The sequence below is a fragment of the Streptomyces speibonae genome (assembly GCF_984686075.1).
Genome location: NZ_OZ480260.1, coordinates 42,707 through 60,856 on the forward strand (window position 1 = coordinate 42,707; position 18,150 = coordinate 60,856).

At 75.3% G+C, this 18,150-nt stretch carries 1 protein-coding gene; it reads left to right on the plus strand.

The window, feature by feature from the left end:
* Positions 1–78 precede the first annotated feature (78 nt).
* Entirely contained in the window at positions 79–18,105 is an 18,027-nt protein-coding gene (locus tag AC5L3C_RS00170) for a type I polyketide synthase (protein ID WP_493646204.1), read from the plus strand.
* Positions 18,106–18,150 lie beyond the last annotated feature (45 nt).

The window sequence follows — 18,150 nt, forward strand, 5'->3', positions numbered from 1 at the left end:
TCCCAGCAGGACGGCACGGCGGAGTACGGCGGCACAGCGAAGTACGCGTACGGCGGCACGGCGAAAGGGATGTGCGTGATGGGTGCGGTCCACGACGCGGCCACGGGAACCGGCGCCCCTACGGCAACCGGCGCCCCCACGGACCGGCCGGACCCGGGCGGTGACGAGCCGGTCGCGGTGATCGGCATCGCGTGCCGGCTGCCGGGCGCCCCCGACCCGGCCGCCTTCTGGAACCTGCTGCGCGAGGGCCGCGACGCGATCTCCGAGCCGCCGCCCGACCGCCACCCGGCGGGCGCCGACGACACTCCGCCGCCCCGCAGGGGCGGCTACCTGGACCGCGTCGACGGCTTCGACGCGGCCTTCTTCGGTGTCTCGCCCCGCGAGGCGCCGGCCATCGACCCCCAGCAGCGACTCGCCCTCGAACTGGGCTGGGAAGCGCTGGAGGACGCCGGTATCGCCCCCGGCTCCCTGGGCGGCACACCCGCGGGCGTGTACGTCGGCGCGATCGCCGACGACTACGCCACCCTGCTGCGCCGCGGCGGCCCACACGGCATCACGCGGCACGTGTTCACCGGCGTCCAGCGAGGCGTGATAGCCAACCGGCTCTCCTACTCGCTGGGACTGCGGGGACCGAGCCTGACGGTCGACTGCGGCCAGTCCTCGTCACTGGTCGCAGTCCACCTGGCCGCCGAGGCCCTGCGCCGCGGCGAGTCGGCGCTCGCCCTGGCCGGCGGCGTCCACCTGAACCTGGTGCCCGAGAGCACCACGGCCGCCGACCGATTCGGCGCGCTCTCCCCCGACGACCGCTGCCACACCTTCGACGCGCGCGCCAACGGGTTCGTACGGGGTGAGGGCGGCGCCCTGGTCGTCCTCAAGCCGTTGTCCGGCGCCCTGGCCGACGGCGACCGCGTCTACTGCGTGCTCAGCGGCTCCGCGGTCAACCACGACGGCGCCGGCGAGGGCCTGGCCGTACCGAACGCCGAGGCTCAGCGGGAGGTCGTCACCGCCGCGCTCGCCGCCGCGGACATGCGCGCGGCGGACGTGCAGTACGTCGAACTCCACGGCACCGGAACCCCGGTCGGCGACCCCATAGAGGCCACCGCGCTCGGTACCGCGCTGGGCACGGCGCCCGGCCGGACGGCTCCGCTGGCGGTCGGCTCGGCGAAGACCAACGTCGGCCACCTCGAAGGCGCGGCCGGTGCGGTGGGCCTCCTGAAGACCGTCCTCGCCCTGCACCACCGCGAACTCCCCGCCAGCCTCAACTTCGAGACACCGAACCCGGCCATCCCCTTCGAGCGGCTACGCCTGCGGGTGCAGACGGACACGGATTCCTGGCCCCTGCCCGACCGGCCACTGGTGGCCGGCGTGTCGGCGTTCGGGGTGGGCGGCACCAACGCGCACGCGATCCTGACGGAGGCACCGGCGGCGGAGCCGGGTGGAGCCCTGCCGGGGTCCGTGGAGCCTGGCGAGACGGGGCCGCAAGACGCGGTGCCGAAAGGCGCGGTGCCGCTGGTGGTGTCGGCGGCGAGTGCGCAGGCGCTGGCGGCGCTGGGCGGGCGGCTCGCGGAGCGGCTGGCGTCCGACCCCGCTCTCCGCCTCTGCGATGTCGCTCATGCGCTGGTCACCACGCGGACCTCGCTGCCCCACCGTGCGGTCGTGGTCGCCGACGACCGCGACAGTGCCCTCGGCGGCCTGCGGGCCCTGGCCGACGGCGTCAACGCACCCCACGTCGTCAGCGGAGTGGCCACCGGTCCGGCCGGGCCCGGGCCGGTGTTCGTCTTCCCCGGCCAGGGCTCCCAATGGGCCGGCATGGCCCGCACCCTCCACACCGACCACCCCATCTTCCGCCAGGCCCTCGACGACTGCGCAGCCGCACTCGACCCGCTCACCGGCTGGTCACTGACCGACACCCTCACCGGATCCGACCACAGCTGGCTGCACCAGGTGGACAAGGTCCAGCCCGCCCTCTTCGCCGTCATGACCAGCCTCGCCCGCCTCTGGATCGCCCACGGCATCCAACCCGGCGCCGTCATCGGCCACTCCCAGGGCGAAATCGCCGCCGCCCACCTCGCCGGCATCCTCACCCTCCAGGACGCCGCCCGCATCGTCCACACCCGCTCCACCGCCATGCGCCACCTCTCCGGCCACGGCGGCATGGCCACCATCAACACCAGCGCCGAACAACTACAACACCAACTCCACGGCCTCGACGCCACCATCGCCGCCCACAACTCCCCCACCACCACCGTCATCTCCGGCACCCCGCAAGCGCTGGACGAACTCACCACCCGCTGCGAGTCCGACGGCCTGCACCTGCGCCGCATCCACGTCGACTACGCCTCCCACTCCCCCCAAGTCGACGCCTACGAAGACGAAATCACCACCGCCCTCGCCGGCATCCGCCCCCGGCCCGCCACCACCCCGATGATCTCCACCGTCACCGGAGAACCGGTCCAGGGACCCGAACTCGACGCCGCCTACTGGTACGCCAACCTCCGCCGCCCCGTCCTCTTCCACCAAGCCCTCACCCACCTCACCGGCTCGGGCCACCACACCACCATCGAAACCAGCCCCCACCCCGTCCTCACCCCCGCCATCCAGGAAACCGCCGACCTCACCACCCTCCACACCCTCCGCCGCGACCACGGCACCACAACCGACTTCACCACCGCCCTCGCCGCAGCCCACGTCACCGGCACCACCCCCACCTGGACCACACAACTCCCCACTCCCACAAGCCGGGTGCCCCTGCCCACCTATCCCTTCCAACGCCGCTCGTACTGGCCGAAGCCCGTCGCACAGGCCGGGGCGACCGGGACCACTGCGGATCTCACGCCCGCCGACCCCGGGGAGGAAGAGCCCGCGAGACCATCCGGCGCAACCCCGAGCGGCGGCCGTGTGCTGGACATCGTTCTCAATGAATGCGCGCGGGTGCTCGGGCACGCCTCCGCGGCCGACGTACCGCCGCAGGCCACCTTCAAGGACCTCGGTTTCGACTCGTTCGCCGGCACCGAGCTGTGCAAGCACCTGTCCGCGCTGCTGGGACGCCGGGTGCTGGTCAACTCGACGTACGACCATCCGAGTCCGGCCGAGCTCGCCGCGTTCCTGGAGGGAGAGCGGGACACCACGGCCACCGGCGTGGTCCACGGCGGCACGGCGGCAGCACAGGACGACGAGCCGATCGTGATCGTCGGGATGGCATGCCGCTTCCCCGGCGGTGTGCAGGGGCCGGAGGACCTGTGGCGGCTGCTGGTCGAGGAGCGGGACGCCATCGGCGACTTCCCCGCCGACCGGGGCTGGAACACCGATGAGCTGTACGACCCCGATCCCGCCAACCCGGGCACTTCCTACGTCCGTCAGGGCGGGTTCCTTGACGATGCCGCCGGGTTCGACGCCTCCCTCTTCGGCATCGCGCCGCGCGAGGCACTGGCGATGGACCCGCACCAGCGGCTGCTGCTGGAGACCGCCTGGGAGGTGTTCGAGCGGGCCGGCATCAGTCCCGCCTCGCTGCGCGGCAGCCGTACGGGCGTGTTCGTGGGGACGAACGAGCAGGACTACGCCACCTACACCACGTCCGCTCCGGCGCAGGGCAGCGAGGGCTTCCTGCTCACCGGGCACGCGGCGAGCGTGGCGTCCGGCCGGCTGTCGTACGTGTTCGGCCTGGAGGGCCCGGCCCTGACCGTCGACACCGCCTGCTCCTCGTCGCTGGTCGCCCTGCACCTGGCCGTCCAGTCACTGCGGGCCGGCGAATGCGACCTCGCCGTGGCGGGCGGCGCCACCGTCATGTCGACACCGGGCATGTTCCTCGAGTTCTCCCGGCAGAAAGGTCTGTCGGCGGACGGCCGGTGCAAGGCGTTCGACGAGTCGGCGGACGGCACCGGCTGGTCCGAGGGCGTGGGCACACTGCTGGTGGAACGCCTCTGCGACGCCCGCCGCAACGGCCACCCCGTCCTCGCCGTCGTACGCGGCACGGCCGTCAACCAGGACGGCGCCTCCAACGGACTCACCGCACCCAACGGCCGCTCCCAAGCCCGCCTGATCCGCACCGCACTCGACAACGCCCAGCTGACACCCGCCGACGTCGACGCCGTCGAAGCACACGGCACCGGCACCCGACTCGGCGACCCCATCGAAGCCCAGGCCCTCCTCGCCACCTACGGCCAGAACCGCACCACCCCACTGCACCTCGGCTCGGTCAAGACCAACATCGGCCACACCCAGGCCGCCGCCGGCATCGCCGGGGTCATCAAGATGGTCCTCGCCCTGCGCCACGGAGTGCTGCCGCGCACGCTGCACGTCACCCGGCCGACCTCGCACGTCGACTGGTCGTCAGGAGCGATCGAGCTGCTGACGCGGAGCCGGACCTGGCCGCAGGTGGCACGACCACGCCGCGCCGCCGTCTCGGCGTTCGGCATCAGCGGGACGAACGCACACGTCATCCTGGAACAGCCCGAGGAGCCGGAAGAACCGCAACAGCCCGCCGCCGAGGACACACCCTCCGATCTGCCCCTGCTGCTCTCCGCGGCGAGCGCAGAAGCACTGGCCGCCGCCGGGAAACGCCTGGCAGACCACCTCGAACAGACGCCGGGCCTCCCCCTGCCCGCCGTCGCCCACACCCTGGCCACCACCCGCGCCCTGCTCCCCCACCGGGCAGCCGTCCTCACCGACGACCACGCCACCGCCCTGGACGGCCTGCGCGCCCTCGCCGACAACCGGCCCGCCCCCCACCTCATCACCGCCACCGCCACCCTGGCCGGGCCCGGGCCCGTGTTCGTCTTCCCCGGCCAGGGCTCCCAATGGGCCGGCATGGCCCGCACCCTCCACACCGACCACCCCATCTTCCGCCAGGCCCTCGACGACTGCGCAGCCGCACTCGACCCGCTCACCGGCTGGTCACTGACCGACACCCTCACCGGATCCGACCACAGCTGGCTGCACCAGGTGGACAAGGTCCAGCCCGCCCTCTTCGCCGTCATGACCAGCCTCGCCCGCCTCTGGATCGCCCACGGCATCCAACCCGGCGCCGTCATCGGCCACTCCCAGGGCGAAATCGCCGCCGCCCACCTCGCCGGCATCCTCACCCTCCAGGACGCCGCCCGCATCGTCCACACCCGCTCCACCGCCATGCGCCACCTCTCCGGCCACGGCGGCATGGCCACCATCAACACCAGCGCCGAACAACTACAACACCAACTCCACGGCCTCGACGCCACCATCGCCGCCCACAACTCCCCCACCACCACCGTCATCTCCGGCACCCCGCAAGCGCTGGACGAACTCACCACCCGCTGCGAGTCCGACGGCCTGCACCTGCGCCGCATCCACGTCGACTACGCCTCCCACTCCCCCCAAGTCGACGCCTACGAAGACGAAATCACCACCGCCCTCGCCGGCATCCGCCCCCGGCCCGCCACCACCCCGATGATCTCCACCGTCACCGGAGAACCGGTCCAGGGACCCGAACTCGACGCCGCCTACTGGTACGCCAACCTCCGCCGCCCCGTCCTCTTCCACCAAGCCCTCACCCACCTCACCGGCTCGGGCCACCACACCACCATCGAAACCAGCCCCCACCCCGTCCTCACCCCCGCCATCCAGGAAACCGCCGACCTCACCACCCTCCACACCCTCCGCCGCGACCACGGCACCACAACCGACTTCACCACCGCCCTCGCCGCAGCCCACGTCACCGGCACCACCCCCACCTGGACCACACAGGCTCCCGACCGCCCCGTCCCGCTGCCCACCTATCCCTTCCAGCACCAGCGCTACTGGCTGGACCGCACCGGACCGACCGCCGCTCAGCCCGGTGTCGACGTGCGCGACCACCCGCTGCTGAGCGCGGCCGTGTCGCTGGCGGGTGCGGGCGTGGTGCTGACGGGAACGCTGGGCGCGGGGTCTGCCGAATGGTGCGCCGATCACGCGGTCGCCGGGACGGTGCTGCTGCCGGGGACCGCCTTCGTGGAGATGGCGGTACGGGCCGGTGACGAGGTCGGGTGCGGGGCGGTCGACGAGCTGACACTGCGGGAACCGCTGACGCTCACCGGGCCCGTGACCGTACAGGTCGCGGTGGGCGGGCCGGACGCGTCCGGGCGCCGTCCGGTGACGGTGCACTCCCGGCCGGGACCGGCCGGCGCGGACGCCGCGTGGACGCTGCACGCCGAGGGGCTGCTGACCGAGGGTGCCCCGGACGGTGCCGACGGCCCGTCCGCCGCTCTCGCCGCCTGGCCGCCGTCCGGAGCCCGCCCGCTGCCGACAAGCGCGCTGTACGACGACTTGGCCGCCCAGGGGTACGACTACGGCCCCGCGTTCCGGGGCGTCCGTGCCCTGTGGCGCCGCGGGGACGACGTGTTCGCGGACGTCGAACTGCCGGCAAAGGCGGGCGCGTCCGACGGCTTCCTGCTGCATCCGGCGCTCCTCGACGCCGCCCTGCACGCCGTGGCGGCGAGTGGCCTGCTGCCCCCGGCACCGGGCATCCGGCTGCCGTTCGCGTGGTCAGGGGTGTCGCTGCACGCCACCGGTGCGCGGGCGCTGCGGGTGCTGGTGCGGCGTACGGGGCCGCAGTCCGTGCAGCTGACGGCTGTGGACGGCACCGGTGCGCCGGTGGTGTCCGTGGCGTCGCTGGTGCTGCTGCCGGTCGCCGTGGAGGCGCTGCGCGCGGCCTCCCGGTCCGAGGCGCTGCTCGCGGTGCGGTGGGAGGAGGCCGGGCCGGCCGGTGCGGCGGTCGGAGTCCCGGCGGCCGAGTGGGCGGCCGTGGTCCCCGTACCGGGTGGACTCGGCGCACTCGACGCACTCGGCGCACTTGACGCACTCGGTGAACGCGCTGGAACCGGTGGGGCCGACCGGGCTGACGGTCCCGCCCCCGTGCTGCTGGATCTCGCCGGTGCCTCACCTGCCGAGGTCGGCGAGCTGGTCGTGTCCGTGCTGGACGTCGTCCGCCGCTTCGTGACCGACCCGGGTCTGCGCAACCGCACGCTGGTGGTGCGGACCCGGGGCGCGGTCGCGGTGGGCGACGGCGATGAGGTCACCGATCCGGCCGCGGCCGCCGTATGGGGTCTGGTGCGGTCGGCGCAGAGCGAGCATCCCGGCCGGTTCGTCCTCGTCGACACGGAGCCGGACGAGGGTGAGGACCCAGACCTGGACGTCATGCCGACGGCGGTCGGGGCGGAGCCCCAGCTCGCCCTGCGGAACGGCACGGCATACGTGCCGCGCCTCGTCCGGCAACCGCTCACCGAAGGCGCTGCCCCGCTCGCCGGAGGCGTCGCGCCGTCCGTCTTCGATCCCGGCCGTACGGTCCTGGTGACCGGTGGCACGGGTGGCCTGGGCTCGCTCGTGGCGCGGCATCTCGTGACGGCGCACGGGGTGCGGCGGCTGCTGTTGCTCAGCCGCTCGGGGGCGGGCGCGGCCGGTGCGCCCGAGCTGGTGCGGGAGTTGACGGAGTCCGGTGCCGTGGTCGACGTACGGGCCTGTGACATCGGGGACCGACAGGCGCTGGCCCGCGTTGTGGCGGAGGTGCAGGGATCGGGGCATCCGCTGGGGGCCGTGGTGCACCTGGCGGGGATCCTGCAAGACGCGACCGTCGAGGGGCTGGACGGCGCGGCCGTGGCGGCGGTGCTGCGGCCGAAGGCCCTGGCCGCCCTGTATCTGCACGAGCTGACCGCCGGTCTCGGCCTCTCGGCCTTCGTGCTGTTCTCGTCGGTGGCGGGCGTGCTCGGCAACCCGGGGCAGGCCAACTACGCGGCGGCCAACGCGTTCCTCGACGCCCTGGCCGCCCACCGGGCACGGCTCGGGCTGCCCGCACTGTCGCTGGCGTGGGGGCTGTGGGAACAGCCGTCCGGGATGACCGGACAGTTGGACGGGCGTGACCTGGCGCGGATGCGGCGCGCCGGGCTGCTGCCGTTGCCGGCTCGGGAGGGGCTTGCCCTGCTGGACGCCGCCCTCGCCGGGACGGCGCGGGCGGGCGGTCCGGCCGCTGTGGTGCCGGCGCTGATCGATGCGGCGGCGCTGGTGCGGTCCGGGCGGCCCGTGCCCCCGCTGTTGTCCCGCCTGGCGCCGCGGACCGTACGGCGGACGGCCGTCGAGGCCGCGCCGGCGGCGTCCCGGTCCGGGCTGGCGGAGCAGCTGGCCGGGCTGCCTGCGCAGGAGCGGGAGCGGCTGCTGCTCGGGGTGGTGCGCGACGAGACGGCGCTGGTGCTGGGGCACGCGAGCGGGGACGGCCTCGATGTGGTGCGGGAGTTCCGGGAGCTGGGTCTCGACTCGCTGATGGCGGTCGAGGTGCGCAACCGGCTGGCGGCGGTCACCGGTCTGGCTCTGCCGTCCACGGTGGTCTTCGACCGTCCCACGCCCCGCGCTCTGGCCCGGTTCCTGGTCGGGCGGCTGGCCGGCGGGGACACCATGCCCGGGGATGCGGAGGTCACCGCGGTGCGCGACGGCCACGACGAGCCGGTGGCGATCGTCGGGATGGCCTGCCGCTATCCGGGCGGGGTGAACGGGCCCGCCGATCTGTGGCGGCTCGTGCTCCAGGAGCGGGACGCGGTGGGCGAGTTCCCCGTGGACCGCGGCTGGGACCTGGGCGCGCTGTTCGACACGGCGGCCGACGCGCGCGGTACGAGCGCCACGCGGCACGGCGGGTTCCTGGACGACGCCGCCGGTTTCGACCCGGCGCTGTTCGGGATCTCGCCGCGCGAGGCGCTGGCCATGGACCCGCAGCAGCGGCTGCTCCTGGAAGTGTCCTGGGAGGCCCTGGAGAACGCGGGCATCCCGGCGCAGACCGTGCACGGCTCGCGCGGCGGGGTGTTCGCCGGGCTGATGTACCACGACTACGGCACCGGGCTGGCGTACCGCGGCTCGGGCGGTGGTGGGGTGCCGGAGGGTGTCGAGGGGTATCTGCTGACGGGCGGTGCGGGCAGTGTCGCCTCCGGCCGGATCGCCTACGCGCTGGGTCTTGAGGGACCCGCGCTGACGGTGGACACCGCGTGCTCGTCGTCGCTGGTGGCGCTGCACCTGGCCGCGCAGTCGCTGCGGCGCGGTGAGTGCGATCTGGCGCTGGCCGGCGGGGTGACGGTGATGGTCGCCCCTGACACGTTCGTGGAGTTCTCCCGGCAGGGCGGGCTGGCGCGCGACGGCCGCTGCAAGTCGTTCGCCGAGGGGGCCGACGGCACCGGCTGGTCCGAGGGTGTGGGCATGCTGCTGGTGGAGCGGCTGTCGGACGCGCGGCGCAACGGGCACCGGGTGCTGGCCGTGCTGCGCGGCTCGGCCGTCAACCAGGACGGCGCCTCCAACGGCCTGACCGCGCCCAGCGGCACCGCCCAGCAGCGCGTCATCCGTCAGGCGCTCGCCGACGCCGGGCTCGGCGCCGTCGACGTGGACGCGGTCGAGGGCCACGGCACCGGCACCGTCCTGGGCGACCCGATCGAGGCCGGGGCCCTCCTCGAGACGTACGGCCGCGACCGGCCCGCCGGACGGCCGCTCTACCTCGGCTCGGTGAAGTCCAACCTCGGCCACACCCAGGCCGCCGCCGGTGTCGCCGGCGTCATCAAGATGATCAGGGCCTTGGACGAGGGCGTACTGCCGCGCAGTCTGCACTCCGGGGAGCCCTCCTCGCACGTGGACTGGGCGTCCGGCGGGGTGGAGCTCCTGGCGAGCAGGCGGGAGTGGCCCGAGGTGGGCCGGCCGCGGCGGGCCGCCGTGTCCTCGTTCGGGATCAGCGGTACGAACGCGCACGTCATCCTGGAGCAGGCGCCGCCGTCCGCCGAGCCTCCCGAGCGCGGCCCGGATCCCGCCGTCGTCCCGCTGCTGCTGTCGGCGGCCGGCGGGGAAGCGCTGCGCGCGCAGGCCGCGCGGATCGCGACGGCCCTGGAGGACGAGACCGAACTCACGGACGTGGCCTGGTCGTTGACGGCGACCCGCAGCGTGCTGCCCTGGCGTGCCGCGGTCGTCGCCGACGGCCGGGAGCAGGCGGTCGGGCGGCTGCGGGCGGTGGCCGAGGGGCGGTCCGCCGCCGGGACGCTGACGGGCCGGGCCCGGGAGGACGCCGCGCTCGCGGTCGTCTTCAGCGGTCAGGGCAGCCAGCGGCTCGGCATGGGCCGGGAGCTGTACGGCACCCAGCCGGTGTTCGCCGCCGCCTTCGACGAGGTGTGCGAGCACTTCGCCCCGCATCTCGGCCGGCCCCTGCGCGACGTCGTGTTCGGTGCGGACGCGGAGCTGCTCGACCGCACCGACCACGCACAGGCCGCGGTCTTCGCCGTGGAGGTGGCCCTGTACCGGCTCCTCGAACACTGGGGGGTGCGGCCCGGACTGCTGGTCGGGCACTCCATCGGCGAGTTCGCGGCGGCCTACGTCGCCGGGGTGTGGTCCCTCGCCGACGCCTGCGCGCTGGTGGCCGCGCGCGGACGGCTGATGCGGGCCGTGACGGCGGACGGCGCGATGGCCGCCGTGGAGGCCACGGAGGAGGAGGCCCGCCGCGCGCTCGCCGGACACGGCGGCCGGGTGAGCCTCGCCGCGGTCAACGGACCGTCCGCCACGGTGGTCTCCGGTGACCGGGAGGCCGTCGAAGAGCTCGCGGAACGGTTCCGGGCCGAGGGCCGCAGGGTACGGCGGCTGCGGGTCAGCCACGCCTTCCACTCGGCCCACATGGACACACTGCTGGACGCCTTCGCGGACGTCGTGACGGGCGTGTCGTTCCATCCTCCCGTGGTGTCCGTCGTGTCGAACCTGACCGGTGCGCCGGCCGGCCCGGACGAACTGTGCTCGCCCGACTACTGGGTTCGGCATGTGCGCGAGACGGTCCGCTTCGCCGACGGTGTCGGCGCGCTGCACGCGGCGGGCGCGACGGCGTACCTGGAGCTGGGGCCCGCCGGTGTGCTCACCGGGGCGGTGCGCGACAGTCTGCCCAAGGGCGCCTCGTCCGTGGTCGTTGCGGCGCTGCGCGAGGACCGGCCGGAGCCTGCGGCCTTCGTGGAGGCGCTGTCGGCCCTGCATCTGTCGGGCGTGCGGGTGGACTGGTCCAAGGCGTTCGAGGGCACGGGTGCCCGCACCGTCGAGCTGCCCGGCTACCCCTTCCAGCACCGTCGCTTCTGGCTCTCGGCGCCCGCCCGGATCACCGCCCCCGACGGGCTCGCGGACCTGCTCGGCGAGGTCGGTCTCACCGAGGAGCAGAGGCGGACCCTGGACGCGCTGCTCGGCGCCCGGGACCGCGCCGAGCGGCTGCGCCGCTGCGCCCACCGGGTGGCGTGGGTGCCGGTGACCGCCGACGGGGCACGGCTGGGCGGGCGCTGGCGGGTGGCGCTGCCGGCCGGCACCGATCCGGCGGACGCACGGGTGACGGCTCTGCTGGCCGCGCTGGAGCGGGCCGGTGCCGAGGCCGTGACGGGCCCGGCCGGGGACGGTGCCGTCGCCGGTGTCGTGGTCGCCGCCGCCCTGGCCCCCGACCCCGGCCTGTTCGCGCTGGAGACCGCCCGGGGGGCCGGCGCCGGGACGCCGCTGTGGTTCCTCACCGAGGGCGCTGTCTCCACCGGGTCCCAGGATCCGGTGCGTGCGGTGGCACAGGCCGCGGTGTGGGGGCTCGGCCAGGTGGTCTCACTCGAGCGGTCCGCCGTCTGGGGCGGCCTGGCGGACGTGGGCGCCTTCGACGACCGCGACCTGGACGCGCTGTGCGCCGCGCTCGCCGCGGGCGGCCGCCCCGGCCGTGAGGACCAGATCGCGCTGCGCGCCGGCCGGATCCGGGGCCGCCGCGTCGTACCGGCCGCGCCCGAGGGCACGACCGATGCGGGTGCGGCAGCGGCGGGCGCGGGAGTGACCGGCACGGGAGCCTCCGGCACGGAAGTGACCGGCACGCCAGCGACCGGCACGAACGCGGCCGGCACACACGTGACCGGCACGAACGCGGCCGGCGCGCATGCGGCCGGCACGGCCGCGATGGGCGCGGACGTGACCGGTGCGCTCGCAGCCGGCGCGAACGCGCCCGACGCGGACGTGACCGGTGCGCACACGGCCGGTACGCATGTGACCGGTCCGCACGCGGACGGTGGGGCCGCCGGACGGACGGGGCGGCCGTGGCGTCCCGGTGGCAGCGGTACCGTCCTCGTCACCGGCGGGACCGGGGCGCTCGGCGCCCACGTCGCCCGGTGGCTCGCCCAGAACGGCGCCCGGCGGCTGATTCTCACCGGGCGCCGGGGTGAGGCCGCTCCGGGGGCGGCCGAACTCGTGGCCGCCCTGCGTGAGCACGGGGCCGAGGTGTCGGTGGAGGCCTGCGACACCGCCGACCGTGCCGCGCTCGCCGACCTGCTCGCACGCCACCGGCCCACCTCCGTCTTCCACGCGGCCGGTGTCTTCGAGGCGCGCCCGGTGACCGAGCTGCCCGCCGAGGAGTGGGCCGCGGTGCTCGCGGGCAAGGCCGACGGGGCGCGTCATCTCGACGAGCTGACCCGGGAACTCGGCCTGGAGCTGGACGCCTTCGTGCTGTTCTCCTCGATCGCCGGGGTGTGGGGCAGCGCGGGACAGGCCGCGTATGCCGCGGGCAACGCGGTCCTCGACGCCCTCGCCCAGCGGCGGCGGGCCGACGGGCTGCCCGCGGTCTCCGTCGCGTGGGGGCCGTGGGCGGGCGCCGGTATGGCGGCGGACGAGGAGAGGGCCGGCCTGCTGCGGCGCAGCGGCCTGTGTCCGCTGGACCCGGCGGACGCCCTGGCCGCGCTGGAGCAGGTGCTGGCGTCGGGACAGACCTGCCGGATCGTCGCCGATGTGGACTGGCCGCGGCTGACGTCGATGTTCGCCGCCGTGCGGCCCGGCCCGCTGTTCGCCCTTGTGGCCGCGCACGGCGACGTGGGAACGGCCGCGGCGGACGAAGCGGCGGCCGCCGGTGACTTCGCGCGCCGGGTGGGCGCGCTGCCGCCCGTGGAACAGGAGCGGGCGGTCCTGGCACTGGTGCGGGACGAGGTGGCGGCGGCCCTCGGGCACGACACGGCGCACGATCTCGATGTCACGCAGACCTTCAAGGGCCTCGGCCTGGATTCGCTGACCGCCGTGGAGGTCCGTGACCGGCTCACCGCGGCGACCGGGCTCACCCTGCCCGCCACCGTCGTCTTCGACCATCCCACCCCGCGCGATGTGGCCGCCGCGATCCGCGGCCGAGTGGCCGGTACCCAGCGCACGTCCGCGCCCGCCGTCACCGCGGCGACGGACGAGCCCGTGGCCATCATCGGTATGGCCTGCCGCTACCCCGGCGGGGCGGTCAGTCCCGAGGACCTGTGGCGGCTGGTCGCCGAGGAGCGGGACGCCGTCGCCGACTTCCCCGCCGACCGCGGCTGGGACCTGGCCGCGGTGTACGACCCGGACCCGGCCGCAACCGGCACGTCGTACTCGCGTGAGGGCGGCTTCCTGGACGACATCGCCGGTTTCGACGCCGGGCTGTTCGGGATCTCGCCGCGCGAGGCGCTGGCCATGGACCCGCATCAGCGGCTGCTCCTGGAGACGACCTGGGAGGCGTTCGAACGGGCCGGTATCCCGCCGACCTCGCTGCGCGGCAGCAGCACGGGCGTTTTCGTCGGCGCGGGTGAACAGGACTACGCGGGCGGGGTGGCAGACGCCCCCGAAGGGGTCGCCAACCACCTGCTCCTCGGGCACACCGCCAGCGTCCTGTCCGGCCGGGTCGCCTACGTCTTCGGCCTCGAAGGACCCACCCTCACCCTCGACACGGCCTGCTCGGCCGGCCTGGTCGCGCTGCACCTGGCGGTGCGGGCGCTGCGCTCCGGTGAGTGCGACCTCGCGGTGGCGGGCGGTGCGACGGTGATGTCGACGCCGGGCGGTTTCGTGGAGTTCAGCCGGCAGCAGGTGCTCGGCAGGACCGGGCGCTGCCGCTCGTACTCCGACGACGCGGACGGCTCCGCCTTCTCCGAGGGCATCGGCACACTGGTCGTCGAGCGGCTTTCGGACGCGCGGCGCAACGGGCATCAGGTGCTGGCCGTGATCCGCGGTACGGCGGTCAACCAGGACGGTGCCTCCAACGGGCTGAGCGCGCCCAGCGGTACCGCACAGCAGCGGGTGATCCGGCAGGCCCTCGCCGACGCCGGACTGACCCCGGCCGACGTGGACGCCGTGGAGGGGCACGGCACCGGCACCCCGCTCGGCGACCCCATCGAGGCGGCGGCGCTGCTCGCCACGTACGGGCAGGACCGGCCGGCCGAACGGCCGCTGTACCTGGGATCGCTGAAGTCCAACATCGGCCACACGCAGGCCGCGGCGGGCATCGCGGGCGTGATGAAGATGGTGCACGCCCTGCGCCACGGTGTGCTGCCCCGCACGCTGCACGTGTCCGCACCGTCGTCGCACGTCGACTGGTCCTCGGGGGGCCTCGAACTGCTCACCGGGACGCGCGCGTGGCCACGTCTCGAACGGGCCCGGCGGGCCGCCGTGTCGGCGTTCGGCATCAGCGGCACGAACGCGCACGTGATCTTGGAGCAGCCCGCGGAGCCCGAGCAGCCCGAGGAGCCCGTGGAGCCCGCGGAGACGCAGGCGGCGCGGGCGGTGCCCGATGCGCACCTGCCGTCCGGCCCTGTGGCCCTCGCCTCCGGCCCCGCCGTCCTGCCGCTCTCCGCGGCGACCGCGGCCGGGCTGCGCGATCAGGCCAGGCGGCTGCACGGCTTTCTCGCCGCCCGGGCCGAACTGGCACCCGCCGCGCTGGGGCGGGCCCTGGCCACCACCCGGGTGACGGACCTGGAGCACCGGGCGGCCGTCGTCGCCGGTGACCGGGACGAGGCGCTGGCCGCGCTCGCGGCGCTGGCCGACGGCGAGGCGCACGCCCGGCTGGTCGCACAGGCGGCCGCGCCGGGCGCCGGACCGGTGCTGGTCTTCCCGGGCCAGGGCTCGCAGTGGCCCGGCATGGCGGTCGGACTCCTCGACAGCTCGCCGGTGTTCGCCCGGTCGCTCGCCGAGTGCGACGCGGCGCTGGGCGAGTTCGTCGACTGGTCGGTACTCGACGTGCTGTACGACCGCCCGGGCGCGCCCTCGATGCAGCGGCTCGACGTGGTGCAGCCGCTGCTGTTCGCGGTGATGGTGGCGCTGGCCCGCACCTGGCGGGCGGCCGGGGTGGTACCGGCGGCGGTCGTCGGGCACTCGCAGGGCGAGGTGGCCGCGGCCTGTGTCGCGGGTGCGCTGTCCCTGCCGGACGCGGCACGGATCATCTGCCTGCGCAGCAAGGCCATGCAGGAGGAGCTGTCCGGGCTCGGCGCGATGGCGTCGGTGGCCGGCAGGTCGCGGGAATGGGTCGCCGCGCGTCTCGAACGCTGGGGCGGCCGGCTGAGCGTGGCCGCGGTCAACGGACCCGAGTCGATGGTGGTGTCGGGGGAAGCGGCCGCGGTGGACGAGTTCCTGGCGGACGCCGAGTCGGCGGGCGTCCGGGCCCGCCGGGTGAAGGGCGCGATCGCCGCCGGGCACTCGGCCCAGGTGGAGCTGGTGCGCGACCGCGTCCTGGCCGAGCTGGCCCCCGTGGCGCCCCGGGCGGGCGAGGTCCCGGTCGTCTCCACGGTCTCGGGTGCCGTGACCGACGGCTCCGGCATGGACGCCGGCTACTGGTACCGCAACATGCGTGAGCCGGTCCGCTTCGACGCGGCCGTACAGGAGCTGCTCGGCCGAGGTCACCGGGTGTTCCTCGAGGTGAGCCCGCATCCGGTGCTGCTGACGGGGCTCCAGGAGACCGTGGAGGGCGCGGGCGTGTCGGCGTCCGCGCTGGGTACGCTGCGCCGTGACGAGGGCGGACCCGACCGGCTCGCGCTCTCCCTGGGCGCGGTGTACGTCGCCGGGGTGCCCGTCGACTGGGCGGGGGCGGTGTACGCGCACACCCCGCCGGCCTTCGTGGAGCTGCCGACCTACGCGTTCCAGCGGCAGCGGTACTGGCTGGACGCGCCGCGCCAGTCGGCCTACTTCGCCGCTCCCGCCGCCGTGCGGGCACCGGCCGTGGACGGGGACTCGGCCCAGCGGCGTTTCTGGGACGCCGTCGAGAGCGGGGACGTCGACGCGCTTTTGGGTGAACTCCCGCTCGTGAACGGGCAGGTGGCCTCCCTGCGGGACCTGCTGCCCGCGCTCGCCGACTGGCGGGAGACGTCCCGGCAGGACGCGGCGCTCGACCGGTGGCGGCACCGGGTGGTGTGGGAGCCGGTCGGCACGGCCGCGCGGCCCGCGCTCACCGGTGAGTGGCTGCTCCTCGTACCGGACGACCCGGCGGCCCGTTCGGTGGCCGCGCAGGTCGAAGAGGCGCTCGGCGCGCACGGGGCGCGGGTGACACGGCTCGGGCTGCCGGCCGGGGCCGACCGGGCCGCCGTGGCGCAGGCGCTGGACGGGGCCGGGGTTCCGGCCGGTGTGCTGGCGCTGAGCGGGCTGCTCGACGGTACGCACCCCGGTCACGACGCCGTACCGTCGGCGCTGGCGGCCACGCTGGCCGTCGTCCAGGCCCTCGGCGACGTGGACTGGCCGGCTCCGCTGTGGGTGCTCACCCGTGGTGCGGTCGCCGCGGAGCCGGCGGACCCGGTGACGGCGCCCGAGCAGGCGATGGTGTGGGGGCTGGGGGCGACCGCCCGGCAGGAGCATCCCGAGCGGTGGGGCGGGGTGATCGACCTGCCCCCGGATCTGGCGACGCGTGCGCTGACCCGGCTTGTGGCCGTGGTGTCCGGGGCCACCGGCGAGGACGAGGTGGCGATCCGGGCGTCGGCGGCGCTCACCCGGCGGCTGGTGCCCGCACCGCTGGAGGAGCGGACCGGCAGCTGGAAGCCCACGGGGACGGTGCTGGTCACCGGCGGCACGGGCGTGCTCGGCGGGCACGTGGCCCGGCACCTGGCCGCTCTGGGGGCGCCCCATCTGCTGCTGACCGGGCGGCGCGGCCAGGACGCGCCGGGCGCGCGGGAGCTGGTGGACGAACTCACCGCGCTCGGCGCCCGGGTGACCGTCGCGGCCTGTGATCTCGGCGACCGTACGGCGCTCGCGGAGCTGCTGGCCTCGGTGCCGGCCGAGGATCCGCTGACCGCCGTGGTGCACACGGCGGCGGCCGTGGACGACGCGCTGCTGACGTCCCTGACGGCCGAACAGCTCCAGCGGTCGCTGCGGGTGAAGGCACGGGCCGCGCGTCATCTGGACGAGCTGACGCGGCACCTGCCGCTGGGCGCGTTCGTGCTGTTCTCGTCGTTCGCGGGCGTCACGGCGGACGCGGGACAGGGCGGCTACGCGCCCGGCAACGCCTACCTCGACGCGCTCGCGCTGCGGCGCCGGGCGCTCGGCCTGCCCGCGCTGTCCGTCGGCTGGGGGCACTGGGCGGGCGGCAGCGGCCTCGAAGGCGGCGAGGTGGTCGCCAACCGGCTGCACCGGTTCGCGATGGAGTCGATGGACCCGCGGCGGGCGGTGCGCGCGCTGGAGCGGGCGGTGGCCGGCGACAGCGGTCATCTGGTGATCGCGGACGTGGACTTCGGCCGGTTGGGCGCCGGCTCGGTGGCAACGCGGCCGACCCGGCTGTTCCTCGGCCTGCCCGGCTACCGGGAGGCCGTGCGGCCCGCCGCCGGAGAGCCGTCGGCCACCCCGGCCAAGACCGCTCCGGCGGAGTCCGGCTCCGGCTTGGGCGACCGGCTCGCGAACACCGCGGCCGGTGACCGCAGGGCGCTGGTGCGGGACCTGGTGCTGCGCCAGCTCGCCGCGGTGCTCGGCCACGCCGACCCCGCCGAGATCTCGGCCACCCGCCTCTTCCGCGAACTGGGCATCGACTCGCTCACGGCGGTGGAGTTCCGCAACCGGCTCGGCGCGGCCACCGGGCTGCGGCTGCCGGTCGGCGTCGTCTTCGACCATCCCACGCCGGAGGCGCTGGCGGCCCACGTCGTCACCGAACTCGCCGTGGACGACGAACCCACCGCCGGTGACGGCCCCGCGGCGGACGTCGAGCTGGACCGCCTGGAGGCGGCGATCGACCGCCTCGCCGCCCCGGCCTCGGCGGCGGTGGCGGCCCGTCTGCGCGCCCTGCTGGCCCGGCTCCCGGACACCGTCCCGGCGGCACAGGACGGCGGCGACGCGCTGGCGTCCGCGACGAGTGCCGAGGAGGTCCTCGGCTTCATCCAGGAACGGTTCGGCAGATGACCGGCCGTGCCCAGGCGCGCCCGCCCCGAAAAAAGCCCCAGGCAG

Bases quoted from the DNA above. Each gene is read 5' to 3' on its own strand.
- AC5L3C_RS00170 (WP_493646204.1), top strand. From the start codon at position 79: ATGGGTGCGGTCCACGACGCGGCCACGGGAACCGGCGCCCCTACGGCA.